Source organism: Nonomuraea sp. NPDC052129, from assembly GCF_040680095.1.
In the GTDB taxonomy this organism is placed as follows: domain Bacteria; phylum Actinomycetota; class Actinomycetes; order Streptosporangiales; family Streptosporangiaceae; genus Nonomuraea.
Genome location: NZ_JBFAVX010000011.1, coordinates 274,870 through 299,188, shown reverse-complemented (window position 1 = coordinate 299,188; position 24,319 = coordinate 274,870). Strand labels below are relative to the sequence as shown.

At 69.1% G+C, this 24,319-nt stretch carries 25 protein-coding genes; 9 read left to right on the top strand and 16 right to left on the bottom strand.

Annotated features, from left to right (window positions below):
- Positions 1 to 58: 58 nt before the first annotated feature.
- On the top strand, positions 59 to 559 hold the full coding sequence (locus AB0L53_RS25625; protein WP_363998458.1) for an ATP-binding protein: 501 nt from the start codon (positions 59 to 61) through the stop codon (positions 557 to 559).
- Between the two features lie 35 nt (positions 560 to 594).
- Here the strand turns inward: AB0L53_RS25625 and gap are convergent, their stop codons facing one another.
- Positions 595 to 1,590, bottom strand: a complete 996-nt coding sequence (gap, locus tag AB0L53_RS25620) for a type I glyceraldehyde-3-phosphate dehydrogenase (protein ID WP_363998455.1) — start codon at positions 1,588 to 1,590, stop codon at positions 595 to 597.
- Positions 1,591 to 1,637: 47 nt separating this feature from the next.
- On the opposite strand from gap, the gene AB0L53_RS25615 reads away from it, so the two are divergent.
- Positions 1,638 to 2,219 carry a MarR family transcriptional regulator gene (locus AB0L53_RS25615; RefSeq protein ID WP_363998452.1) on the top strand — a complete coding sequence of 194 codons (582 nt, stop codon included), beginning with the start codon at positions 1,638 to 1,640 and terminating at the stop codon, positions 2,217 to 2,219.
- On the opposite strand, the gene AB0L53_RS25610 is transcribed toward AB0L53_RS25615, so the two are convergent.
- The 3 genes from AB0L53_RS25610 to AB0L53_RS25600 form a co-directional block, all read right to left on the bottom strand.
- Complete coding sequence (locus tag AB0L53_RS25610) at positions 2,164 to 2,589, bottom strand: nuclear transport factor 2 family protein (RefSeq protein ID WP_363998449.1); 426 nt, start codon at positions 2,587 to 2,589, stop codon at positions 2,164 to 2,166. The genes AB0L53_RS25615 and AB0L53_RS25610 overlap by 56 nt on opposite strands.
- Before the next feature lie 98 nt (positions 2,590 to 2,687).
- Complete coding sequence (locus AB0L53_RS25605) at positions 2,688 to 3,329, bottom strand: response regulator transcription factor (RefSeq protein WP_363998446.1); 642 nt, start codon at positions 3,327 to 3,329, stop codon at positions 2,688 to 2,690.
- Positions 3,304 to 4,482, bottom strand: coding sequence for a histidine kinase (locus AB0L53_RS25600; RefSeq protein WP_363998443.1), 1,179 nt, complete (start codon positions 4,480 to 4,482; stop codon positions 3,304 to 3,306). Before AB0L53_RS25600 ends, AB0L53_RS25605 begins: the two co-directional genes overlap by 26 nt.
- Positions 4,483 to 4,621: 139 nt before the next feature.
- Here AB0L53_RS25600 and AB0L53_RS25595 point away from each other — a divergent pair, with 139 nt between their 5' ends.
- From AB0L53_RS25595 to AB0L53_RS25585, 3 genes are read left to right on the top strand one after another with little or no spacing between them, the layout of a single operon-like run.
- Entirely contained in the window at positions 4,622 to 5,335 is a 714-nt protein-coding gene (locus AB0L53_RS25595; protein WP_363998440.1) for an ABC transporter ATP-binding protein, read from the top strand.
- On the top strand, positions 5,332 to 6,066 hold the full coding sequence (locus AB0L53_RS25590) for an ABC transporter permease (protein ID WP_363998437.1): 735 nt from the start codon (positions 5,332 to 5,334) through the stop codon (positions 6,064 to 6,066). Before AB0L53_RS25595 ends, AB0L53_RS25590 begins: the two co-directional genes overlap by 4 nt.
- Before the next feature lies 1 nt (position 6,067).
- Positions 6,068 to 7,315, top strand: coding sequence for an erythromycin esterase family protein (locus tag AB0L53_RS25585; RefSeq protein WP_363998434.1), 1,248 nt, complete (start codon positions 6,068 to 6,070; stop codon positions 7,313 to 7,315).
- Positions 7,316 to 7,331: 16 nt separating this feature from the next.
- Here AB0L53_RS25585 and AB0L53_RS25580 read toward each other — a convergent pair whose 3' ends face one another.
- Complete coding sequence (locus tag AB0L53_RS25580; RefSeq protein WP_363998431.1) at positions 7,332 to 7,658, bottom strand: IclR family transcriptional regulator C-terminal domain-containing protein; 327 nt, start codon at positions 7,656 to 7,658, stop codon at positions 7,332 to 7,334.
- 4 nt (positions 7,659 to 7,662) lie between these two features.
- On the opposite strand from AB0L53_RS25580, the gene AB0L53_RS25575 reads away from it, so the two are divergent.
- Positions 7,663 to 7,752 (top strand): fumarylacetoacetate hydrolase family protein, encoded by a 90-nt coding sequence (locus AB0L53_RS25575; protein WP_363998428.1) that lies wholly within the window; start codon positions 7,663 to 7,665, stop codon positions 7,750 to 7,752.
- On the opposite strand, the gene AB0L53_RS25570 is transcribed toward AB0L53_RS25575, so the two are convergent.
- The 5 genes from AB0L53_RS25570 to AB0L53_RS25550 all read right to left on the bottom strand — a co-directional run bounded on the left by AB0L53_RS25570 (position 7,713) and on the right by AB0L53_RS25550 (position 13,124).
- Positions 7,713 to 8,912: a GDSL-type esterase/lipase family protein gene (locus tag AB0L53_RS25570; protein WP_363998425.1), complete on the bottom strand. Its 1,200-nt coding sequence runs from the start codon at positions 8,910 to 8,912 to the stop codon at positions 7,713 to 7,715. The two genes, AB0L53_RS25575 and AB0L53_RS25570, sit on opposite strands and share 40 nt — an antisense overlap.
- Before the next feature lie 5 nt (positions 8,913 to 8,917).
- Positions 8,918 to 9,709 (bottom strand): SDR family NAD(P)-dependent oxidoreductase, encoded by a 792-nt coding sequence (locus AB0L53_RS25565; protein ID WP_363998423.1) that lies wholly within the window; start codon positions 9,707 to 9,709, stop codon positions 8,918 to 8,920.
- A gap of 139 nt (positions 9,710 to 9,848) precedes the next feature.
- Complete coding sequence (locus AB0L53_RS25560) at positions 9,849 to 11,432, bottom strand: heparinase II/III family protein (RefSeq protein WP_363998420.1); 1,584 nt, start codon at positions 11,430 to 11,432, stop codon at positions 9,849 to 9,851.
- 191 nt (positions 11,433 to 11,623) lie between these two features.
- Positions 11,624 to 12,481: a hypothetical protein gene (locus AB0L53_RS25555; protein ID WP_363998417.1), complete on the bottom strand. Its 858-nt coding sequence runs from the start codon at positions 12,479 to 12,481 to the stop codon at positions 11,624 to 11,626.
- A complete protein-coding gene (locus AB0L53_RS25550) occupies positions 12,474 to 13,124 on the bottom strand; it encodes an RNA polymerase sigma factor (RefSeq protein WP_363998414.1) in 651 nt (216 codons plus the stop codon). Before AB0L53_RS25550 ends, AB0L53_RS25555 begins: the two co-directional genes overlap by 8 nt.
- A 229-nt stretch (positions 13,125 to 13,353) precedes the next feature.
- Between AB0L53_RS25550 and AB0L53_RS25545 the strand changes: the two genes are divergently transcribed.
- Positions 13,354 to 15,015, top strand: a complete 1,662-nt coding sequence (locus tag AB0L53_RS25545) for an LLM class flavin-dependent oxidoreductase (RefSeq protein ID WP_363998411.1) — start codon at positions 13,354 to 13,356, stop codon at positions 15,013 to 15,015.
- A gap of 9 nt (positions 15,016 to 15,024) precedes the next feature.
- Here AB0L53_RS25545 and AB0L53_RS25540 read toward each other — a convergent pair whose 3' ends face one another.
- Positions 15,025 to 17,244 carry a thiamine pyrophosphate-dependent enzyme gene (locus tag AB0L53_RS25540; RefSeq protein ID WP_363998408.1) on the bottom strand — a complete coding sequence of 740 codons (2,220 nt, stop codon included), beginning with the start codon at positions 17,242 to 17,244 and terminating at the stop codon, positions 15,025 to 15,027.
- A 198-nt stretch (positions 17,245 to 17,442) separates the two neighbouring features.
- On the opposite strand from AB0L53_RS25540, the gene AB0L53_RS25535 reads away from it, so the two are divergent.
- Positions 17,443 to 18,789, top strand: a complete 1,347-nt coding sequence (locus AB0L53_RS25535) for a hypothetical protein (RefSeq protein ID WP_363998405.1) — start codon at positions 17,443 to 17,445, stop codon at positions 18,787 to 18,789.
- Between the two features lie 63 nt (positions 18,790 to 18,852).
- Here the strand turns inward: AB0L53_RS25535 and AB0L53_RS25530 are convergent, their stop codons facing one another.
- The 5 genes from AB0L53_RS25530 to AB0L53_RS25510 form a co-directional block, all read right to left on the bottom strand.
- Entirely contained in the window at positions 18,853 to 19,323 is a 471-nt protein-coding gene (locus AB0L53_RS25530) for a hypothetical protein (RefSeq protein ID WP_363998532.1), read from the bottom strand.
- 176 nt (positions 19,324 to 19,499) lie between these two features.
- Entirely contained in the window at positions 19,500 to 20,354 is an 855-nt protein-coding gene (locus AB0L53_RS25525) for an ABC transporter permease (protein ID WP_363998402.1), read from the bottom strand.
- A gap of 55 nt (positions 20,355 to 20,409) precedes the next feature.
- Positions 20,410 to 21,390, bottom strand: a complete 981-nt coding sequence (locus AB0L53_RS25520) for an ATP-binding cassette domain-containing protein (RefSeq protein ID WP_363998399.1) — start codon at positions 21,388 to 21,390, stop codon at positions 20,410 to 20,412.
- A 3-nt stretch (positions 21,391 to 21,393) separates the two neighbouring features.
- A complete protein-coding gene (locus tag AB0L53_RS25515) occupies positions 21,394 to 21,876 on the bottom strand; it encodes a PadR family transcriptional regulator (RefSeq protein ID WP_363998396.1) in 483 nt (160 codons plus the stop codon).
- A gap of 205 nt (positions 21,877 to 22,081) precedes the next feature.
- Positions 22,082 to 22,666, bottom strand: coding sequence for a TetR/AcrR family transcriptional regulator (locus AB0L53_RS25510; protein ID WP_225289634.1), 585 nt, complete (start codon positions 22,664 to 22,666; stop codon positions 22,082 to 22,084).
- Positions 22,667 to 22,730: 64 nt separating this feature from the next.
- On the opposite strand from AB0L53_RS25510, the gene AB0L53_RS25505 reads away from it, so the two are divergent.
- Positions 22,731 to 24,299 (top strand): carboxyl transferase domain-containing protein, encoded by a 1,569-nt coding sequence (locus AB0L53_RS25505; RefSeq protein WP_363998392.1) that lies wholly within the window; start codon positions 22,731 to 22,733, stop codon positions 24,297 to 24,299.
- The last annotated feature ends 20 nt before the right edge of the window (positions 24,300 to 24,319 follow it).

Below are 24,319 nucleotides of genomic sequence, written 5' to 3'. Positions count from 1 at the left end.
ACGGGGCAGTGTGGTGGCGACGGACTGAAACCTCTGACCTGCCCATGGAGAACCCCCGATGCCCCAGACCATCGCGCCCGCCGCCGTGTTCGTCCCCAAGCAATGCGGGTCGGGAGCCGTCCAGCGCGAACTGATCGACGCGATGATCGACCTGCATCCAGGCGGCCTGAGCTGGCGACGTACCTTCCCCGGCACGGCCGACCAGATCCCGCACGCCCGCCATTTCACGCGATACCTCCTTGCCGACGCCCCTTGCCAGGACGACGCCGAGCAGATCGTCGCCGAACTCGGCGCCAACGCCCTCCAGCACACCAGCAGCGGCCGCCCCGGCGGGACCTTCATCGTCGAGATCACCCGCACGACCGTCACGACCACCGTCGCGGTCTACGACTGCGGCTGGGGTGGGTGCCCCCGCTTCGGCATGGACTGCCGGACCACTGCGGAGTGTGGCCGGGGGCTGGCCCTCGTCACCGCGATCGCCGACCAGGTGGGGTGTGAAGGCGACAAGGAGATGGGCCACAGGGTGTGGGCGAAGATCCACACCAACCCCTGCCCATAGATCCGGTCTGCCCCTCTATCAAACGATTCTGTTCGTTACAGCATGAGGGCCAGGTCGATGAGGCGGTTGGAGTACCCCCACTCGTTGTCGTACCAGCCGACGACCTTGACCTGCGAGCCCATCACGCGAGTCAGCTCGGCGTCGAAGACGCACGAGGCCGGGTCACCGACGATGTCGCTGCTCACGATGGGTGCGTCGGTGTAGGTCAGCAGGCCCTTGTACGAACCGGCCGCGGCCTCGGCGTAGGCGTCCTTCACCTCCTGCACGGTGGTGGCGCGGCTGGTGGTGACGGTCAGGTCGGTGACCGAGCCGTTGGACACGGGCACCCGCAGCGCGAACGCGTCCAGCCGGCCCCGCAACTCCGGCAGCACCAAGCCGATCGCCTTGGCCGCCCCGCTGGAGGTGGGCACGATGCTGAGCGCCGCCGCCCGGGCCCGCCGCAGGTCCTTGTGGGGCGCGTCCTGGAGGTTCTGGTCCTGCGTGTAGGCGTGGACGGTGGTCATCATGCCCGACTCGATGCCGACCGCGTCGTGCAGCACCTTGGCCAGCACGCCCAGGCAGTTGGTGGTGCACGAGGCGTTGGAGATGATCGTGTGGCGCGCTGGGTCGTAGACGTCGTGGTTCACGCCGAGCACGATCGTGACGTCCTCCCCGCTGGCCGGTGCGGCGATGACGACCTTCTTCGCGCCGCCGTCCACGTGCGCGCGGGCCTGTTCGGCCTTGGTGAAGATCCCGGTGGACTCGATCACCACGTCCACGCCCAGGTCGCCCCACGGCAGGTCGGCGGGGTCACGCTCGGCCAGAACCTTGATGGTCGCGTCACCGGCCCGGATCGCGCCCGGCTCGGCGGCGACCTCGCCGGGGAAGCGGCCCATGATCGAGTCGTACGCCAGCAGATGCGCCATGGTCGCCACGTCGCCGAGGTCGTTGACCGCGACGATCTCGATGTCGGCGTCGGCGCGAGCGGCCACCGCGCGGAAGACGTTCCGGCCGATCCGCCCGAACCCGTTGATACCCAATCGAAGTGTCATGCCGAACATCATAAGCAACTTAAATAAGTTTGCGATATATTTCCGGCGTGAACACCACGCCGGACCAGACGCCGGACCAGACATCGGGCGAGACGCTCGGCGACCGCGACCCCGCCCAGGACGCTGACCGTGACGGCGACCTGGACGTGAATGCCTTCGCCACCGCGATCGAGAACTTCAACCGCTTCTACATCCGCCTCCCCATGCTGGAGAAGCTGTCGTTCACGACACTGTCGGTGCTCGACACCCTCGCCACCCGCGGCGCCCCCATGCGGCTGACCGACCTCACCAAGACCGAGCAGGTCAGCCAGCCCGGCATCACCCAGCTCGTCACCCGGCTGGAGCGCGACGGACTCGTGGAACGCCGTCCCGACCCCAGCGACCGGCGCGCCGTCCTGGTCCACATCACCGAGGCCGGACGCCAGATCGGGCGCTCCCGCCACGACGACCGCACCCGCCACCTGGTCCCCCTCATCGCCCAGCTGACCGCCGAGCAGCGCCAGGCGATCACCGACGCCCTCCCGGCCCTGACCCGTTTGGCCGAGCTCGGACAGGCGAGCGCCCAATCAGTTCTCAGCGGCTCGCTGATGCCGGAGCGCGCACCACACTCTCCGCTGCCTGAGCGCTGAGGGCCCGCGCGACCGTGAGGCTGTCCTCGTAGATGTGATACCGGGTGATGAGTCCGTCCTCGACGGTCAGGTGCAGCGCGAAGGGTGATGTGTAAGCGGTGCCGCTGCTCCGTACCGTCTGCACGATCTCCCCGAGAACGACGGCGTCCGCCCCGTCGACCAGGACCCGTGCCACCGACGTGCCGTTCAGCTCGGGCACGTGATGGGCCTCCAGCGTCCGGAAATGGTCCGCCACGTCGGCTCGGCTCGATCGCGGCCGGATCCACGGCGCCGCCGGATGCCCCTCAGCGGGCCAGGCGAGCTGCCAGTCGATCGGCTCGGCGAACAACTCGGCGACACGGTCGTGATCGCCCTCGGCGATACGCCGCATCAGTGCTTCCACAATGTCTCGGGTGGCGTCATGAGTCATGCCGCAAGCCTTTCCGAGTCTGGCGCGGCCTGTCGATTACCTCCCAGATAAGCGGATCCCTAGAGGAGGCCGGCGTCGCGTACCTTCATGGCGACTCGGACACGGCTGTCGGTCTCCAGCTTCGCGAAGATCCGGGTGATGTTCGCCTTCACGGTCGCGACGCTCATGTGGAGATGCCCGGCGATTTCGGCGTTCGATTTGCCCCGGGCCACCTCGATCGCGACTTCTCGTTCGCGCTCGGTGAGTCTGGCCAGCTCCCGCGGCGCCTGCTGCGGCTCGCCTCCGGTGGTGGCCGCGGCGATGACCTGTCGGGCGACGCTCGGCGACAGCACCGGCTCGCCCCTCGCCACGGTGCGGACCGCCTCGATCATCTTCGGTGGCGGCGTGTCCTTCAGCACGAAGCCGTCGGCACCGAGCCGCAGAGCGCGTAACACCATGTCGTCGGCGTCGAAGGTGGTGAGTACGAGGATCCGGGGCGGGTCCGGCTGGGCCAGCAGCAGTTCGGTGGTGGTCAGCCCGTCCTGGTTGGGCATCCGGATGTCCATCAGCACGACATCGGGTCGCAGGTCGCGGATCACGCCCATGGCCTGCCTGCCGTCCCCGGCCTCGCCGACGAGGTCCAGGTCGGGCTCACCGCCGAGAATCAGGCGCAGGCCGGTGCGTACCATCGGGTCGTCATCCACGATCACCAGTCGAGTCACGACGTGAAGTCTCCCACGGCAACGTGGCGTCCAGGATGAAGCGTCCGTCCCGTACGGCGTGGCTGAGAGTGCCGCCGGCCATCCGGATGCGTTCTGCCAAGCCGACCAGCCCCAGCCTCGAGCCGGGTCCCGCGGCTGTCGCGAACAGCGCCGGGTTGCTCACCCGGATGCGCAGGCCGTCGCCCGGCCGCCCGCCGAGCTCGGCCGTCACCCGGCTGCCCGGCGCATGCTTGCGCGCATTGGTAAGAGCCTCCTGCACGATCCGGTACGCGTGCCGCCCGGTCGGCGTCGGCAGCAGTTCCCGGTCACCGATGGTGTCGTCCACCTCGACCTGTTGACCGGCGGTGCGCACCTCGTCGAAGAGGGCGTCCAGATGGGCCAGGTTCGGCTGCGGAGCTTCCAGGGATTCGTCGCGCCGCAGCGTGCCGAGCACGGTGCGCAGCTCGTTCAGTGACTGGTGCGCGTTCTCCTGGATGGCCAGCGCGGCCTCGCGGGTCTCCTCGGCGGTGAGGTCCTTCCGGTACGCCAGGCCGCCGGCGAGCATGGACAGCAGGGAGATCCGATGAGCCAGGACGTCGTGCATCTCGTGCGCGATCTTGAGCCGTTCCGTCAGCTTGGCCTGCTCGATCTGCTGCAGCTGCTGGCGTTCGGTGAGCAGTGCCGCCTCTTGCTGTGAGGCCGCCAGGTCCTGGCGCTCGCGGAAGTAAAGGCCGAAGACAGTCAGCCCGCCGAGGACGATGGTTCCCATCATGATGGAGGTGTAGGTCGCCGCGGTGATGGCGGGCAAGGTGGCGTATGCCACCACAGCCAGCCAGGACACGATCGCGACGGGGATGATCTGACGCCACCGACGATGCATGCACAAGGAGACATACGTGACGTATGTGGGGCCGCTCACTGTGCTGGAGAACGCGCTCAGCAGGGCGGTAGCCAGGGCGATCTGCCATGGCCAGCGACGACGCCATCCCATCAGGACCAGACCGATCACGCCGAGCCCCACATCGACCAGTGCCGATGGAAGCCGGTCAGGGTTCCGGGAAACGACCACGGCCCAGACGACTCCATGGAACAGCATCGGCAGCAGGGCACACGCATAACGCAGTGTGGTGCCCCGCGGGTCCAGGGGCGCCTGGCTCTCCTTCAGCTCGTGCACGCCCCACAGCCTAGAGACAGTCGGGCCGATGCCTTAGCGACCCAGGTCCATATCCGGGTGGCCAAAGGTCTAGAACCGGACGGGTCGGCCTCGACCTGGGTTCGATGACCGGCGGCGTCGCGTCCGGTGGAATTGACCCATGATCGAGTTCAACCACGTCAGCAAGTTCTACAAGGACGTGAAGGCACTGGACGACGTGTCCTTCACCGTCGAAGCGGGCAGCGTCACCGGGTTCCTCGGGCCCAACGGCGCCGGAAAATCCACGGCCATGCGCATCCTGGCAGGGCTGTCCCGTCCCACCTCGGGCTCGGCCACCGTGCTGGGCCAGGCGTACAGCGAGTTGGACTGCCCGGGTTCCCAGGTGGGCGTGCTTCTCGACGCCGCTGCCCAGCATCCAGGCCGGACCGGCCGGGAGATCCTGACCCTGAGCGCGATGCTGCTCGGACTGCCGAAGTCGCGGGTCGGCGAGGTCCTCGACCTGGTCGGACTGGCCGCCAAGGAGAGCAGGCGGACCGTCGGTGGCTACTCACTCGGCATGCGGCAGCGGCTCGGCATCGCTCACGCGCTCCTCGGCCGGCCCAAGGTGCTCATCCTGGACGAGCCCGCCAACGGTCTCGACCCCCAAGGCATCCAATGGATACGCGGGCTGCTGCGTAATCTCGCTGACTCGGGTCGTGCGGTGCTGCTCAGCTCGCACCTGCTGCACGAGGTGGAGCGGGTCGCCGACCACATCGTGATGATCGGCCGCGGCCGCGTCCTCGCCCAGGGCACCGTCGACGAGCTCGGCCGGGGCCGGGACCTCGAACAGACCTTCCTCGAACTGACGGCGAACGCGGACCGGAGTGCGGCATGACAACATCGATTCCCTTCCACCGGCTGCTGTCGGTCGAGGCTCGCAAGCTCTTCGACACCCGCAGCGGCAAGATCATGACGGCGATCCTGATCCTCATGACCCTGGCGTCCATTGCGGCGCGCGGCATGGTCTCCGGTCCGCAGCTGGGCACCTTGATCGGGACCGCCGGAATCGGATTCAGCACCTTGCTCCCTGTCATCGGCATTCTCACGGTGGCCGGCGAATGGAGCCACCGCACCGCCCTGACCACCTTCGCGCTCGAACCTCGACGCCTGCGGGTGCTGGTGGCCAAGTGCCTGCCTCCGTTGATCACCGCCATGGTGGCCTCCCTGTTCGCGGTGCTGGTCGCAGTGTCGGTGACGGCTGCCGTCGCCGGTGCCCGGGACGTCCCGGCCGACTGGGAGATCGCCCCTCTCGCCCTGCTGGGCTGGACCGCGACGAACGTCTTGGTGGTCGCGATGGGGCTCGCCGTCGGCATGCTGCTCCTGAACGCGCCGGCCGCGATCGTGATCTGCCTGGCGACCCCGATGCTGTGGAGCGTCGTCGCCCGGCTCGGTGCCACCGGCGCGGCGCTGACCGAGTGGCTCGACCTGGGCACCGCCGCTACCCCTCTGATGGTCGGCGACATGACCGGGGGCGACGCCGCTCGGCTGGCCGCGTCTATGATCTTCTGGATCGTCGCCCCGATGACGCTCGGCGCAGTGCGCGTGCTCCGCAAGGAAGTGAACTGACATGAGGCGTAAGCTCGTCCTGAGCATCGCACTGATCGGCCTAGCGGCGGCCGGGTGCGCGGGTGTGGACACCTCGCGAGTGACGTCCGACGCCGTGGTCCCTCTCGACCAGGCCCCCCTCGCCGACGCCGCCGGCAAACGCGTGGTCGGGATCGGCGAGGCCACGCACGGCAACAAGGAGTTCGTCCACGCCCGCATGCTGATCATCCAGAAGCTGGTGGGAGAGTACGGCTTCCGCACCGTCTCCCTGGAGGCCGACTTCGGCGGCACGGCCACGGCCAACGACTATGTCATGAAGGGCCGGGGCAGCGCGGAGGACGCGGCCAGGGCGCTCGGCTTCGACATCTACCGGACCCGCGAGATGGCGGATCTGCTCAAGTGGATCCATGACCACAACGCCACCGTCGCCGACGCGGACAAGGTGCGTCTCTACGGCTTCGACATGCAGCGGTATGACCGGAACAAGGAGCGGCTGCTGCGTTATCTCGCCACGGTCGACCCCGCTCGGGTCCGCCCGGTCCAGGAGTCGCTGGCCGACCTCACCGATGCCAGCAGGGCTGAACAGGACGAGAAAAAGATCGTCACCGCCGGCACCGCCGCCGAGCGGCTCGTCGACGAGATGACGAAGAATCGGGAGAAGTACGTAAAGCTCAGCTCCCAGGAGTCGTTCGCCCTCGCTGTGCACCACGCCGAGACGATCCAGCGCGGCGCACAGCTGCAGGCTTCCGGGAATGACTACAACAGCAAGCGGGACGCCTGGATGGCCGAGAACGTCCGGTGGATCGCCGACACGGAGGCCGCCCAGGGGCGGAAGAAGATCATATTGGGCGGTCACAACGGCCACATCGACAAGAGCGGTGCGGCGTTCTCCTTTGAATCGATGGGGAGGCGCCTGGCCAAGGCGTACGGCAAGGACTACTTCACGATCGGCACCGAGTTCGGCACGAGCACCTTCGTCAGCAGGGACGACGGCTCCGGCGAACGCAAGCGGTTCACCGTGAGCCACACCTCGCCTTTGGCCAAGCTGTTCGGCGACCAGCCGCTGGGCTACGTGAACCTCGCGCAGGCCTCGTCGCAGCCCGGCAACCGTGAGGTGCTCACCTCGAAGGTCTCGATGGGCACCGTCGGTGACGGCTTCCGGTCGATCTACAGCTCCCTGAGCTGGACGTACACGGTGAAGATGGTGCCCGCCCAGGCCTACGACGCCCTGGTGTACGTGCCGCATGCCGGCCCGGTCACACCACTGTGACGGCACCAGCGCGGGATCAGTCGGGAAAGTCGGCCAGGGCCTGCTCGACCTCGGCGACCGCGCGTCTCAGCTCCCCCGCGAACACCTCCACCTGATCCCCGCCGAACCGGGTGGAGGGCACCGCGATCGACAGCCCGGCCACGGCCGATCCCCGGCCGTCGCGCACGGCGGCGCCGATGGCCGAAACGCCCTGCTCGGTGCCGTCGATGTTCAGCGCGTAGCCGCGTACCCGGATCTCGTCGAGCTCGCGGGTCAACGCGGCCCGCTCCGCGTCCGGCAGGTCGGGGTAGAGCTCCCACAGCCGCTCGCGCGTCAGCGCGGCTGCCGAGCTTGCCGTCGTCATCGGCATGGAGGTGCGGCACGCGTCGCCCGAACAGGCGCGGGCCGCCGTCGCGGGCTACTCGGTGTTCAACGACGTCACGGCACGCGACTGCTGACCGTGCGGCGCCCGCGCTCGGCCGCCGGCTCTAAGGACCGCTCCGGCGACGATGTCGGCTATGGCCTCGGCTCCCGCGTCGTTGGGATGGATGCGATCGCCGCTGTCGTATTCGGACCGCAGGACAGCCGGCGCGGCCGGGTCACGCAGCCCGTGATCCAAGTCTGCGACGACGTCGGAGTGGGCGCGGATCCACTCGTTGACGCGTTGCCGTGTCCGTTCCCCCTCGGGGGTGTCGAATCCGGGGCTGACACCGTTCGCTCCGCCGAAGGGGGTCATGGTCGCGACGACCGTCGTCAGCCCCGCTCGCGCGGCTTGCCGGATGATCGAGCCCAGCCCGTCGATGAGGTCGTCCGCCGGTACGGCGGGCAGACCCAGCATGCCCGGCATGCCGATGTCGTTGAGGCCCAGCTCCAGGACGACGTGCGTCACCCCTGGCGCGGCGAGCACGTCGCGCTCGAATCGGGCGATGCCGCGTTCGCCGAAGACGTCACTGAGCAGCCTGTTGCCGGCGATGCCGAGGTTGAGCACAGAGGTGTCGGCGAGTCTGCCGGCCAACAGGTCGGGATAGCGACGGTGGGTGCCGTGGGCGGTGCCCACTCCGTCGGTGAGTGAGTCGCCGAAGGCCGCGACCACCCGGCGTCCCTCGGGCCCCCTGATGTCGATGCCGCCCAGGTGAAACCGGGATTCCACCTCTTCGGCAGCCGTCAGGCGCGTCCGCGAGACGGCGTCGCCCGCTACCACGTAACCGGTCTGCAGGGCGAAGGGATGGTAGGTGGCCAGACCCGCGTCTGAGGCGTGATACGTGCTGACCGCCAAGTCGCTCTCGCCTGCTGTGGCGAAGCCGACGGGATCGCTCACGGCTTCGGCACCGGCGTCGATCGTCACATGCGCCGTCCCCCCGAAGGTGACCGCGGTGTCGGTGCCCGCGATGATCGAGGATCGAGTGTCGTGCGCGGCCACGCTGGTCCGGGCGATGGTGAGGGATTGTTTGCCGTACTGGTTGCTGAGACGGATCCGTAGACGATCACCGGCCCCGCGGACGCGCACGATCTGACGCAGGGTCTGGTCATGAAAGGCCCGCGAGGGGTGGATGAGCGTCATCGACTCGTACGCGCTGACCGGGGCTGACCTGAAGGCCGCCGTCCATGCGGTGGTCATGTTGTTCAGCCCTCCAGGGAGCGCAGCAGGTGGCGGGTGACGTCGCTGAGCCTCGCGGCGGCCTCAGCCGAGAATGACGGGTGGTCCAGGCTGATCGGCTTGCTCCGCGTGAAGGCGCTGAGCGGGGCGGCGGGCGGGGCATCGACGCGGGCGATGACGGGTTTGACGCCTTCGGCGACCGGCGCGCCGTGCCTTTTGAGCTGCTCGACGTGGGCGGCGGTCGCGGCGTCGTACTCGCCGCGGAAGGCGGTGGACACGGGCCCAGGGTTGATCAGGACATACCGGGTACGGCCGCTCGGCCGCTCGGCCGCGAAGGCGGTACCGAGCAGGTCGTTGGCACGGCCGGCCTGCATCTGGGCCGCCACCCCGTCATAGCCGCGCTCCAGCATCAGGTCGTCCCAGTGGACGCGGCCCATGGGGACGCCCGGGCCGGACACGTTGATGATGACTCCGGGATCGGTCAGGCCGTGGCTGAGGAGGTGGCGGCTCAGGTACTCCAGCGCGAAGGTGGCCTCGATTCCCTCGGCGGTGACGAACCGGGTGGAGCGGAAGTACCTGGCGCACAGCACGAGTGCGTCAATGGCCGGATAGGCGGCGTTGATCTCGTCGATGACCCGCCTGTTCTCGCTGACCAGGCTCAGGTCCGCGGTGATGAGACGGGCGCCAGGGAGGGCTTTGTCCTTGTCGCGGCCGACGATGACGACGGTGTCGTCGCGGCGCAGGTAGGTGCGGGCGAGCTCCTTGCCCATCCCGTCGGTGCCACCTGTGATGACCAAGGTCTTCCGAGTTGAACTCATGGGTTCAACATAGTTATCCGGACTGTTCATATGCAAACCACGTGGTTCATGTTTTTGAACCCATGGGTATGGTGAGCGCATGCACAACGTTCAGGAGGCGGCGCAGGTCGCTCTTCAACAGTGGCAACCGATCGCCTGATCACCGCAGTGGGCACAGTGTCGACCCGCCGAAGGTGACCGGGCCGCCGGGCGTACGCACCGTGATCAGGTGGCCCTCAGCCGAGACCGCCGGGTCCTCGGTGCCCGGCACGATCACGGTGAGCAGCCGGGACGCCTCCGGGGACGTCACCGTCACGGTCTCCGCCGTCCGGAGGTACCCCGGTGAAACCGTGCCCGGCCGTACCGTCTGACCGCCCACCGGCCTGCCGTCGGTCGTGAGCTGCAGGAGCGTCACGCGGCGGGCGTCGTCGCCCAGCACCACGACGCCGTCGCGCTGGCCGATCAGCCGCAGCGACGGGTCGAAATGCCACAGGTCGCGCACCGCGTGCCCCTCCGGCACCGAGTCCAGTACGGCCATCAGATCCGGTCCGTGGCTGACCAAGACCTCGCGCGTACGGCGCACGCCATACGCCTTGTCGCTGAGCCGGTACGACTGCCGCGACGGGCCGATGTCGGACGCGTCCAGGCGTGTGGCCGTACCCGCTCGGAAGCCCGCACCCACCACGGAGGGCACGTTGTGCGCGTCGGGCGACTTGGTCCACTCCACGTAGGCCGTCTTCTCGTAGGAGTGGAAACCGGCCTCGACCAGCACTGGGCGGCCCTGCGCGTAATAGGTGAGGCCCAGATGGTCCTCGTGCCCGTGCAGCCGCCGCCCCGGCCCGAACCTGATCGAGTAGAACGCCGAGCCCGGATCGTCCCATGCGGTCCGGCCGAAGACGTACCCGCCGTCGAAGACCCGCACTGTCGCCCCGTCGTGCACGAACCCGGCCGCCCGCGTGTCCGCCGGGCTGTCCCCGAGGGGCGCCAGGAAGCCGTCGGGCTGCGTGGCATGGGCCACGTACGCTTCGAGGGCGGTCCGGCGCGCCGCCAGCCGGTTCGGGATCTCGGACCCGCTCTCCTCGATCGCCCGTAGCGCCACCCCGAGCCGCCGGTGCACGTACAGCCCGTACCTCGGCGCCTGCTCGTGCAGGACGCCCTGCTCGTCGATGGCGAGTTCGGCCGAGGCGAGCATCCGGCGGATCGCCAGGTCACGCCACTCGTTCCGGCCCAGGCGGCAGCCCACCACCAGCAGCGCGATGTCCTGGTCCAGGCCGTGGTTGTGGCCCTGACGGTACAGCGCCGGGTCGGACAGGATCTCGCCGTGCTCGGCGAGGCTGTCCAGCAGGCGGCGGCTGTCGACGTGGGCGCTCAGGCACACCAGCACGGGGGCGCGCAGCGCGACGGCGTGCTCGGCCCAGGCCCAGGGGCTGATGTCCGCGTGGTCGCGCGGGTTCTTGTGGATCCAGTCGTCGGCCAGGATCTCGGCCCGGTCGAGGTAGGCCTGCTTGCCCGAACGCTCGTACTCGGCGACCAGGCGGCCCATCCAGCGCAGGGTGTGCAGGTTCAGCGCCCAGGAGCGGTTGCCGTGCGGGTTCAGCCGCCAGTCGATGTCCTGGCCGAGGTCCACCGGGGGCAGGCCGACAAAGGTCACCCGCCCGGCCATCACCTCCGGCACCTTGATCTTGGGGAACTGGTGGGCCAGGCAGATGGCCCGGCCGGGCGTTGTACGGGCACGCCAGAACACGTGGTGACTCCTGATTTCGGGCGCGCGAAACCCACGCGCGGCGCGAACGGCGACGCGCGAGCTTCACGTGCGGGGGAGGGCGCGGCGCGCGAAAACCGGGCGCGGCGGCGCGGGGCCGAGTGGCAGATCCGCGTGCGGCGTGATCCGCGCGGCGGTGAGGTCAGGGCACGGATGTGCCCCGACTTATGGGGTTATGGACGTGTATTCGCTGATTCCGCGGGACCCTTGTCGGTCCAACCGGCGACCAGGACCACTTCGGACGTCTGCGGGCCGCCCGCCCCCGTGGTGTTGGAGCTGGCCAGCACCTGCGAACTGGTCACATCGATGATCAGCGTCCGCTGGACCGGCGGATCGCCGGCCAGGCTGAAGGTGAACGCGTCACCGGTACGCCCCCGCTGATCCGTCTTCCGGCCCAGGTAGCGGACATTCGGCAGGTCGCCGAGCAGCCGGTAGGCCGCCGCCCGGACAGCAGGTGGCGACGGCTTGCTCCACAGCAGCCCGCTGAGCGCGTCCGCCAGGACATCGTCGCCGGACCCGGCGGGCAGCATCCCGATCACCCACTCCTTCAGCGCGGCCGGGTCGGACGGCAGCCGCTGGATCTGCTCGACCGTCAGATCCTTCCCCGCCATGCTGAACGGCGCCCGTCCCAAGACCACGACGACCTTCGCGGGCCGGCCCGTCACCCGCTCACCCCTCCACGCCCTCCCGTCGTGGGTCGCCCAGAGGTCGGTGACCTTCGTGCCGTCGTGGAGCTTCTCGATGTGCCAATACGTCCCCTTGTCGGCGGGACCCGACGCCGCCGTGGTCGCCGCGGCCAGCAGGATCGACCGCCCGGAGACCACTGAGTCGGACGTACGGGGCGAAGCGAGCGCCACCACGGCCGTCACGGCGACCGCCGCCGCGGCGAGGCTGCCCACGACCCCTCTCCAGGAGAGCCACGACGTACGCGAGGAGCGCTCGGCGTCCAGTCGCTCGCGGACCCTGGCCTTGAGCGCCGGGTCGGCCGGCGGCTCGCCGTACAGCTCGCGGATCGACGACAGCTCATCCATGGTCGGCCTCCTCGGGGGCGAGCAGCGGATTGGTGTCGCCCAGGGAGCCGCGCAGCTTCTTCCTGGCCCGGCTCAGCCGGGAGCCGACCGTGCCGTACGGGATGCCGAGCGCCGTGGCGATCTCCTCATGGCTCAGCCCGGCCAGTGCGACGAGCAGGATGACATCGCGATCGCGCTGATCCAGCGCCGCCAGGGCGGAGGCCAGGTTCGGCTGCAGGCTCTGGGCGCTGACCCGCGCGGTCACCCGGTCCTCGTGTCCCGGCGCGTCGCGGTCGGGGCCGTACCGTCCCAGCGCGCGCAGCGTCCGCGCCTCCAGGCGGCGATGCTTGCCGATGAGCTTCGTCGCGATGCCGAACAGCCAGGCCCGCACGGTCGCGCGCGCCGGGTCGTACTGCGCGCGCTTCCTGAACGCGATGAGGAACGTGTCGGAGACGACGTCCTCGGCATGGTCCGCGCCGAGGCGCTGGGCGACATAGCCGTGGATGTCACTGAAACAGGCGTCGAACACCGCCCCGAACACCTCGGCGTCCACGAGCGACCCGGGCACGGCCTCGTCCCGGTCGAGGGACCCCGGCATGTTCTTCCCCCGGTCTACCGAGCCCTGGGCGGCATGGCCGGAGATCCAGGACAGTGCCGTCACCACGGTCGCCCCTTCACGATGCTTGCCCCGTCATGTGCCACCCTTCGAACGATCAGCGGATATCTCTTATCCCCCGATCCGCCCGATCGCTTTCACGCCCGCTCAGGGCGAGTATTCACGCTGCCGTATGAACTCCTGCCGAGGTCTGATGTGGGCCAGGTGAGCTCCACGCTATTGACGGCACATCCAGTTCGGGAGACGGTCAGCTAAAAGGCCAGGTAGGAGGCTTGAGGTGCGGTTCGGAATCTTCTACGAGCATCAGCTGCCCCGCCCCTGGGAGCCGGACAGCGAGCAGCGCCTGTACGCCGACGCGCTGGAGCAGGTCGAGATCGCCGACCGGGTCGGGTTCGACTATGTGTGGGAGGTCGAGCACCACTATCTGGAGGAGTACTCACACTCGTCCGCCCCGGAGGTGTTCCTCGCCGCCGCCTCCCAGCGCACCAGGAACATCCGGCTCGGCCACGGCATCGTGCAGGTGCCGCCGCCGGTCAACCACCCTGCCAGGGTCGCCGAACGCGTCGCCACGCTCGACCTCGTCTCGGGTGGCCGGGTCGACTTCGGCACCGGGGAGGCCAGTTCGGCGGCCGAGCTGGGCGGGTTCGGGGTGGATCGGGAGCGGAAGCGGGCCATGTGGCAGGACTCGTTGGACGCGATCACTCGGATGTTCGTCGAGGAGCCCTTCGGCGGGTGGCACTCGCCGTACCTGCGGATGCCGCCGCGCAACGTGATCCCGAAGACCGTGCAGAAGCCGCACCCGCCCCTGTGGGTGGCCTGCTCGCGGCGCGAGACGATCCATCTGGCGGCGCGGAACGGGATCGGGGCGCTGTCGTTCGCGTTCGTGCATCCGGAGGACGCGGGGAAGTGGTCGCGCGACTACTACCAGCTGCTGGAGTCGGCGGAGTGCGTGCCGGCCGGGTTCGCGGTCAACGCCAACCTGGCGGTCGTGCTGCCGATGATGTGCCACGAGGATCCCGCCGAGGCTCGGCACCGGGGCGCCCAGGGGGCGGCCTTCTTCGCCTATGCACTGGCGCACTATTACGGGCCGTCGAAACACACTCCCGGCCACAGCAGCATTTGGGGAAATTTCACGAAAGATCAGCCAAAGGTGGGGGCGCAGGGGAGGGATCCGCTCGCGGGCGCATTGGGGAGTCCGCAGCAACTCATCGACCTCATTAGCCGCTACGAGGTGGCGGGCGTGGACCAAATGATCTTCGTACTCCAGGCCGGTCCGAATCGCCATGAGCACATTTGCGAAAGCCTTGAATTGTTCGGGAAAAAGGTTCTGCCCGCATTCACCGAAGGGCGCGAAGAGCGCGAGCGCGCCAAGTCCGCCCGGCTCGCTCCGGCCATCGAAGCCGCCCTGTCCAGGCGTTCTCCGGCCAGGACGCTCTCCCAGCCGTACGTGATCGACGAGGACGCGGAGTTGTCCCGCGTCACCCACCGCCCGCCGCCCACCCCGGCGGACGTCCTGGCCGCGGCCCGCAAGCGAGCCCGCCTCACGGGCCAGCACCTTCTGTCCCGCTTCGTCGCGGGCCGCTCCGACGAGGACCTGGCCCGCTGGCTGAGCCCCGGCCGTCAGCGGCTCCTGTTCGCCCTCATGGCCCGGTCCTTCAGACCGGACAAGGCCTTCGGCTTCCAGGGCGCCCTCGAATTCCGTCTCCAACCCCGCGCCACCTGGACCATCGCCATTCGAGGCCCCCGGGCCCGCGCCTTTCCCGGCCCGGCCCGCGCCCCGTCCATCACGCTCACCCTCCCGGCCGCCGACCTGCTCCGCATCGTCGCGGGCACGGCGAACCCGGCCGCACTGCTGATGTCGGGCCGCCTCCAGATAACGGGCGACGTGACGCTGGCCTCCCGGGTGGGGGAGATGTTCGGCGGCGCTTCGCCGTACTGAAACTAGAGGTCAGCCCAGCAGCTTCCGTGCCGCCTGCTCGATCTCCTCCTCGGACATCAGCACGTGAGCGGCCGCCTCGCCCAGCGGGATGAAGCTGTCCGCCGACGTCACCCGCCCCACCTGCCCGGAGAACCCCGCGTCCATCAGCTCGGCCACGATCCCCTCCGACACCCCGCCCGTGTGGCGGGTCTCGTCGGCGATCAGCACCTTGCCGGTCAGCTCCGCCGCCCGCACCAAGTCCTCCACCGGCAGCGGCGCCAGCCAGCGCAGGTCCAGCACCCGGCAGCCGAAGCCCTCCTGCGTGAGGCGTACGGCGGCGCGCAGGCTCATCCGCAGCCCGTTGCCGAACGTGACGATCGTGAGGTCACGCCCGTCGCCATAGGACCGCGCCCGCCCGATCGGGACGTGCGTCTCCGGCCAGCGCGAGGGCGGCGCGTAGGGCGCCAGCCAGCCCGCGTCACCCTCCTCGAACAGGTCGCGCGTGTGATAGAGCGCGATCGGCTCCAGGAACACGCACACGGAACCCTCCGTGCGGGCCGCCGCCAGACAGGTACGCAGCATGGCCGCCGCGTCGTCGGGCCGCGACGGCGAGGCGATGACCAGGCCGGGGATGTCGCGCAGGGCCCCGACCGCGTTGTCGTTGTGGAAGTGGCCGCCGAACCCCTTCTGGTAGGCGTAGCTCGCCACCCGCACCACCAGCGGATTGAGATAGGCGCCCTGCGAGAAGAACGACAGCGTCGACGCCTCGCCCCTGAGCTGGTCGAGCGCGTTGTGCAGGTACGCCAGATACTGGATCTCCGGCACGGGCAGCAGCTTCGACACCCCCGACCCGAGCGCGAGCCCCAGGATGGACTGCTCGTCGAGGTGCGTGTCGAACACCCGCCCGCCGCCGAAGCGCTTCTGCAGCCCCCGGGTGACGCCGTAGACGCCGCCCTTCTTGGCGACGTCCTCGCCAAAGACCATCATCTCCGGGTAGACGGCGAGCGCGTCGGTCAGCGTGCGGTTGATGGCCTGGGAGAGCGTCAGTTGCTTCTCGGCCTCGGGCAGGGAGCCGGCGAAGGCGCGTTCTCTGACCGACGCCTCGGCCGCCACGGGGCTGATCCTGGCGATCATCTCGGGCCGGCGCGGCGCGAGCGGCTCCATGATCTCCTTGGCCGAGCCGAGGCGCGGGCTGCGGGTGGTCTCCAGAGCGATCCGCAGTACGTGCTCGCGCGACGACTCGTACTGCATGAGCAACTCGTCGGGCGTGACCAGCCCCGCCTCGACCAGCAGCCGGGCGGTGGCCAGGAGCGGGTCGCGCTCCATGTCGGCGCGGATCTCCCGCTGGGTGCGGTAGGCGGACTCGACGTCGGACCCGGCGTGGCCCATGAGCCGGACCGTGCTCAGGTGCAGGAACGCGGGGGAGCGGTTGGCGCGTACGTGCTGGACCGCCCGGACGGCCGTGTCGTAGGCGTCGGCCAGGTCACAGCCGTCGGCGGCGAAGTATTCGATGCCGGGACGCCGCGCGCTCGCCGCCACCCAGCCCTTGGGCGTGCGGACGCTGATGCCGATGCCGTTGTCCTCGCACACGAACAGGATCGGCAGCGCCTGCCCCTGGTGCGTGGCGTAGGCAGCGGTGTTGAACCCGGTCAGCGCCGTGGCGTGGTTGACCGAGGCGTCGCCGAAGCTGCACACGGTGATCGCGTCGTCCGCCCACGGCGTGGGGACGCCCAGCGCGCGGCCCCGCTCGATGGCGAAGGCGACGCCCACCGCGCGCGGCAGGTGGCTGGCGATCGTCGAGGTCTGCGGGATGATCGCCAGGTCGGGATGGCCGAACACCTTGTGCCGGCCGCCCGCGATCGGCTCGTCGGCCGCGGCGGCCAGCCCCATGAGCACGTCGCGGATGCCCTGCTCGGGCAGCCGTCCGGCCTGCTCGGACCTGGTCAGGTAGAAGGCGCCGGAGCGGTAGTGCAGCAGCGCGGGATCGCCGGGCCGCAGCGCGGCGGCGACCGCCGCGTTGCCCTCGTGCCCGGCCGAGCCGATCGTGTAGAAGGACTGCTCCTGCGCGCGCAGCCAGCGGGCCGCGATGTCGAGCAGGCGGCTGTCGAGCTGGCGCTGGAAGAGGGTGCGGCACTGCTCACCGGTCAGCGACGCGCCCTCGCGGACAGGCCGCCCGGGATCACGGGCCGCGCCCCCCTTCAGCGTCGCAATGGCTTGGGTGAAATGAGTCTCAACAGTGTCGCGCGCCACAAGGCGATTATGTCGCCCCGATCCCGGGTTCGTCTGCCCGTCGGGAGTGACATGTTGTGGACCGGTCCGATTGACCCTGATCTATAACAAGTTGTCAGATTCCGCAACTTTCTGGCCAACCTGAATGTCTACTGGGAAAGACAAGCGTGGCACCCTCAATGCCGCGTTGAGCACCAGGGGATCCAGAAAGGAACCCGCATGTTACAACGCATCCGTGTCGCCGCCGTCGCGCTCGCGACGGCCGCCGGGCTTCTCGCCCTGGCACCATCGGCGTCGGCCGCGGCCAAGGCCCCCGCCATCTCCAATGTGGACCTCAGTCCGGGCTCCCCGGCCGTGGTCTTCGACAAGCCGGTCACGGTGACGTTCACGTTCACCACCAAGGACGCCGGAAAGGCCGAACTCCAGCTCAAGCCGCCCGGCCTGAGCGTCGGCACGCCCATCGACCTCAAGTCGGCGCCGTTCGGCGTGTGGACGAAGTGGACCGGTACGAAGAGCTTCGAGGCGAAGGACGCCGGAAAGTGGAGCTTCCTCGCCATCGCCCACGGTGACGGCGACAAGTCCGCCAGCGGCACCTTCGACGTCCAGAAGGCCCTCGTCACCAAGATCGTGGACTTCGGCGCCAGCCCCGGCCAGGTGCACCGCGGCGACATGATCAAGGTCTCCGGCCGACTCCTGGCCGACGGCAAGGGATACACCGGGGTCGTGGCGATTACTTTCCGTGAGCGGAGTGCCGACGCCTACCGCCGGGTCGCCACGGTCACGAGCGGCCGCGACGGCTGGTTCAGCACCAGGGTGCGCGCCGATGCCACCGGCTGGTGGCGGGCCGAGTTCGGCGGGAACAAGGAAGCCAGGGCATCGGTCAGCGACAGCGACCGGGTCGACGTCCGGATCAGGCACAATTCCGACAGCAGGATCGTCGGCTTCGACGCCACCCCCGCGCCCGCCGACAAGGGCGCCCGGCTGAACTTCACCGGCTCCCTGCAGGTCGAGCGCTGGCAGGCCCTGTCCGGCCAGCGGGTCTCGATCTACTTCAGGCAGGACGGCTCACGCCGCTGGGAGTACGTCACCAGCGACGTGACGAACCGCGACGGCCGCTTCTGGGCCACCGCGACCGCGCAGTCCTCGGGCTGGTGGCGGGCCGCGTTCGAGGGGACCAGAGGCGTCAAGGGCTCGGTCTCCGACGCCGCCTGGGTCAAGGTCGTCGAGCCCACCCCGCCGACGGCCGACAAGTCGGCCAGCCGGGTGATCAAGTTCAACGCCTACCCGGAGCCGGTCAAGCGCGGCAGGTACCTGAAGGCCAGGGGCGTGCTGCAGATCGACGACAGCGGATCCTGGGAGGGGTACGCGGGCAAGGTCGCGCTGTACTTCAAGCCGGTCGGCTCGCACAAGTGGCAGTACGTGAAGACCACGCGGTCCGGTGACAGCGGCAAGCTGTATGTCCGGGTCAAGGCGTGGAAGTCGGGCTCGTGGAAGTTCGTGTTCGGCGGGGACGACGATTTCTACGGAGATGGCAGCCGTAGTGACTATGTCCGCGTGAAGCGGTAACCGGTTCGGAACGGCAGGGTTGAGGCCCGGGGACGCGGTTGCCCCGGGCCTCATCTGTCGGTGCTACGACTCGGGGGCCTTCGCGCCGAGGCTGATGAGCATCGACTTGAGCTCACCGAACCCGGTCTTGAGCTCACTGACATCGGTCTTGAGCTCACCGACTCCGGTCTTGAGCTCACCGACTCCCGTCTTGAGCTCACCGACTCCCGTCTTGAGCTCACTGACATCGGTCTTGAGTTCGGCTATGTCCTTGTCGACGGCCTCGAACCGACGGGCCATGGACAACTCGAGGTTGTCGAGCCTGGTGTTCTGCTGATCGAGGCGATGATTGACCTTTGCGATGTCTTGGTTGACCCGGTCGAAGCCATCCAATGTGTCGCTATTGAGCGTGTAGATCTTCTCGTCGAGCTGGTTCGCCCGGCTGTCGATCTTCTGGTTGAGCTCTTTGGTCCGCTTGTCGATCTTGTCGAGGATGTTCTTGCCCATGGCGTCTGCGCGCTCATGGTGGGTGTTGAACCGTTCGGCGACCGTCATGTCAGGCACACCGCTAACTGTATGTCTCTCGAGTACGGAGACCCGGCCCTCGAGCTCAATCACTGCCGCGTGCAAGTCCAACTCTGGCGCTCCTTTGAAGGGGGGATTGCGCTTGCATCGGAGAAGTTACCCTCCGTGACCGGAGCGTCGCAGGCAGATGCGAAAACCTGTGCGACCTACTCCGCCCGCCTGAACTGCGCGATCCCAACCCCAAGCAGAACGGCCCCCAGCAGGGCCACGACCCCCAGCTCCACCCCCACCGGCACCTGGAAGTCGAACCACCGGACCCCGGGATTGAGCACCGCGTTCACCTGCGCGGGCACGTCGAGGTGGGAGAACACCGCGTGCCGCATCGGGTCCACCGCGTACGTCATCGGGTTGATCACCGTCAGCAGGTGCAGCCACGACGGCAGGTTGGCCAGCGGGAACATGGCCCCCGACAGGAACAGCATCGGCATGATCGCCATCTGCATGAGCCCGAAGAACGTCTGCATGTTCCGCATCCGGGCCGCCAGCATCACCCCGAACGCCGTGATCGTGAACGCCGCGAGGAACATCTCCGCCAGCATCGTCACGATCAGGGCCGGCGAGTACGGTACGCCGACCAGCCCGGCCATCGCCAGGATGATGACGCCCTGCCCGGTGGCCACCACCGCCCCTCCCAGGCACTTGCCGACCACGATCGCCCCGCGTGAGACCGGCGCGACGAGCATCTCGCGCAGGAAGCCGAACTCGCGGTCCCACACGATGGACCCGGCCGAGAACATGCCGGTCATGATCACGGTCATCGAGATCATGCCGGGATACATGAAGGTGCGGTAGTCGATGCCCGGGATGGCGCCGCGCACCAGTGAGCCGAGCCCGGTGCCCATCACGAACAACCACAGCACCGGCTGCAGCAGCATCGACAGCATGCGGGTGCGGTCGTTGACGAACCGCAGCAGCTCCCGGTGCAGCACCACCTTGACCGCCCGGAGGTCGTGCCCGGTGCCTTGCACCGGCACCCGGACGCCGATCGCCTCTGTCGCCATGTCTACCGCCCCGCCCTCGCGTTCATCCGCGCCATCGCGTTGATCCAGGCCATGACTACCGCCTCGCCATCGCTCTCATCCACGTCCGGCCGCCCGACTCGGCGCCTTCCTCGGCGTCGCGGATAGTGGAACCCGTGTAGTTCATGAACACGTCGTCGAGTGAGGGTCGTGAGACGCTCACCGACCTGATCGGCATGCCCAGTTCGGCGAACAGCCGGGGCACGAACTCCTCGCCCGACGCCACGGCGAACGTCACCGCGCCCTCGTGCACGGCCGCCTCCAGGCCGAACTCCTCGCGCAGCGCCCGGATCGCGGCGTCGTCGTCGCCGGTGTGGATCTGTACCCGGTCCTTGCCGACGCTGGCCTTCAGCGCCTCCGGCGAGTCGATGACGACCACCTCGCCGTGGTCGATGATCGCGATCCGGTCGCAGTACTCGGCCTCGTCCATGTAGTGGGTGGTCATGAAGATGGTGATGTCCTCCAGGCGCCGGAGCTGGTTGATGTAGCCCCAGATGGCCGAGCGGGTCTGCGGGTCGAGGCCGACCGTGGGCTCGTCCAGGAACAGCACCCGCGGTGAGTGCAGGAGCCCGCGGGCGATCTCCAGCCGCCGCTTCATGCCGCCGGAGAACGTCATGACCTTGGCGTCCTTGCGGTCCCAGAGCGCGACCATCTCCATGACCTGCCGGATCCGGTCGCCGACGACGCTCTTCGGCACGCCGTACAGCTCGGCGTGGAAGCGCAGGTTCTGCTCGGCGCTCAGGTAGCCGTCGAGTGTCGGGTCCTGGAAGACCAGGCCGATGTTCCGGCGTACCTCGTCGCGCTGGCGCACCACGTCGTACCCGGCGACCGTCGCGCTGCCGCCGGTCGGGTTGACGAGCGTGCAGAGCATGCTGATCGTGGTGGTCTTCCCGGCTCCGTTCGGGCCGAGGAAGCCGAAGACCTCGCCGGGGGCCACGTCGAAGTCGACGCCCTTGACGGCCTCGATCTTCCCGTAGTCCTTCCTCAGGCTGTGTACGGCCACCGCCGCGTCTGTCATCGCTCAGTCCTCCGCGAGGATCTGGAAAACGGACTTGCGCGTCTGCCTGAGCAGCTTCTTGGCCCGGGCGACCTGCTGGTCATTGGCCGTCCGCGCCAGGTGGCTGAACGCCTCGTTGAGCTGCGCCCACAGCAGCCGCAGCTCGTGCCGGTCCTCGGGCACGGAGCGCGCCACCTCGTCCCAGGGCGGCTCGCCGTCGAGGTGGCGTACGGCCCGCTCACGGCCCTGCTCGGTCAGGCTGTAGAGCCGGGAGCCGCCGGTGTCGTCGCCGGTGACCAGGCTCTCGTCCTCCAACTGCTGGAGCGCCGGATAGACCGAGCCGGGACTGGGCCGCCACACTCCGCGGCTGCGCTCCTCTATGTCCTGGATCATCTGGTAGCCGTTCTTCGGCCCTTCGGCGAGCAGGCTCAGCAGCGCGGCCTTGACGTCTCCCCGCCGTACGCGCGGAGCGCCGCCCTCCCAGCCCATCGGCGGCATGCCACCCATCCCCGGCGCACCTCCCATTCCCGGCCCACCGCCCGGAAAGACCGGCGGACCAGGGGGGAGCGGGGGGTGCGGTGGCGGTGGGGCGCCGGGCGGCCCTTCCCACAGGTGTGGATCACGCATCACGCCTCCAACTATCGAGATAGCGTGACGATATATCTAGATAGTTGGCATGAATAGCCCCATTTTTGGGTGTTGTGGCGCTGTGTTAGTGAGCGTTAACCGAGGCTGCGATGGCTGCCCGCGCCATCGCGTGCAGGAGGAGGCGCATGGCGCGCGCGGGCAGTTCGCCCGCGCTGTGCGGCGTGGAGTTGAGCAGCCCGAAGACGGCGTGCGTGGCGGCCCGCAGGCGCGGGGGCGGGCACGACGGGTGCAGTTCGGCCAGCACGGTGACCCATTCCTCGACGTACAGCCGCTGCAGCCGCCTGATCTGCCGCCGCTCCGGCTCGGGCACGTTACCCAGCTCCCTGTCGTGCACGGTGATCAGCGCGGGCTGTTCGAGCGCGAAGGTGATCTGCACGTTCAGGAGCGCGTCGAGCGTCTCCTCGGGCCCGCCGGGCGAGGTGACCGCCGCGGCGGCCGACTCGCGCAGCCGCGAGCTGATGCCCAGCAGCATCTCGGCGAGCAGCGCCTCCTTGCCGCTGAAGTGGCGGTAGAGCGCCGGGCCAGAGACGCCGACGGCGCCGCCGATGTCCTCGATCGAGACGCCGTGGAAGCCGCGCGCGGCGAACAGGTTCGCGGCCGCGCCGAGGATCTCAAGGCGCCGGCTGCCCCGGCTCCGCGTCGTCGTCACGTCTCACATGGTAGACGGTTACGTTAATGATGACTAACATCGGCCTCATAACGGAGGGGGATACATGAGCGACTGGCCGGTGCTGAACTCGGCCGCGGACCCCGGAAGCGAGGCGTACAAGCACAACGCCGAGCTCAACGAGCGGCTCGCCGCCGACCTGCTGGAGCGCCTCGCCGCGGCCGCCGCGGGCGGTCCCGAGCGGTCGCGGCAGCGCCACGTCGAACGCGGCAAGCTGCTGCCGCGCGACCGCGTCGACGGCCTGCTCGACCCCGGCTCCCGCTTCCTGGAGCTGTCGCCGCTGGCCGCCAACGGCCTCTATGACGACCAGGCGCCGGCCGCCGGGATCATCACCGGTGTCGGCCGGATCGCCGGGCGCGAGTGCGTGGTCGTGGCCAACGACGCCACCGTGAAGGGCGGTACGTACTATCCGATCACCGTCAAGAAGCACCTGCGCGCGCAGGAGGTGGCGCTGCACAACCACCTGCCGTGCGTGTACCTGGTCGACTCGGGCGGCGCGTTCCTCCCCAAGCAGGACGAGGTCTTCCCCGACCGGGAGCACTTCGGCCGCATCTTCTACAACCAGGCCACGATGTCCGCGCGCGGCATCCCGCAGATCGCCGCCGTGCTGGGATCGTGTACGGCGGGCGGCGCGTACGTCCCGGCCATGAGCGACGAGGCCGTCATCGTCCGCGACCAGGGCACCATCTTCCTCGGCGGCCCGCCGCTGGTGAAGGCGGCCACCGGCGAGGAGGTCACGGCCGAGGAGTTGGGCGGCGGCGACCTGCACGCCCGCGTCAGCGGCGTCACCGACCACCTGGCCGACGACGACGCGCACGCGCTGGCCATCGTCCGCGACATCGTCTCCACGCTGGCCCCGAGAGCCGAGCGGCCCTGGGACCGGGTCGAGCCCGAGGAGCCCCGCCACGACCCGCGCGACCTCTACGGCATCGTGCCCGCCGACACCCGCCGGCCGTACGAGGTGCGGGAGATCATCGCGCGGCTCGTCGACGGCTCGCGGTTCCTGGAGTTCAAGGCCGAGTACGGCGCGACGCTGGTCACCGGCTTCGCCCACCTGCACGGGCACCCGGTCGGGATCATCGCGAACAACGGCATCCTGTTCAGCGAGTCCGCGCTGAAGGGGGCGCACTTCATCGAGTTGTGCGACCGCAGGCGCATCCCGCTGGTGTTCCTGCAGAACATCAGCGGGTTCATGGTCGGCAAGGCGTACGAGGCGGGCGGCATCGCCAAGCACGGCGCCAAGATGGTCACCGCGGTCTCCTGCGCCAGGGTGCCGAAGTTCACCGTGGTGATCGGCGGGTCGTTCGGCGCGGGCAACTACGCGATGGCCGGGCGGGCGTACTCCCCCAGGTTCCTGTGGATGTGGCCGAACGCCCGCATCTCGGTCATGGGCGGCGAGCAGGCCGCGAACGTGCTCACCACCGTCGGCAACGCCGACGCCGACGCCATCAGGGCGCAGTACGAGCACCAGGGCAATCCCTACTACTCCACGGCCCGGCTGTGGGACGACGGCGTGATCGACCCGCTCGACACCCGTACGGTCCTCGGCCTGGCACTCTCCGCGGCGGCCAACGCCCCGCTCGACCCCGTCGGCTACGGCGTCTTCCGGATGTGACCACGTTGACCACGCTGCCC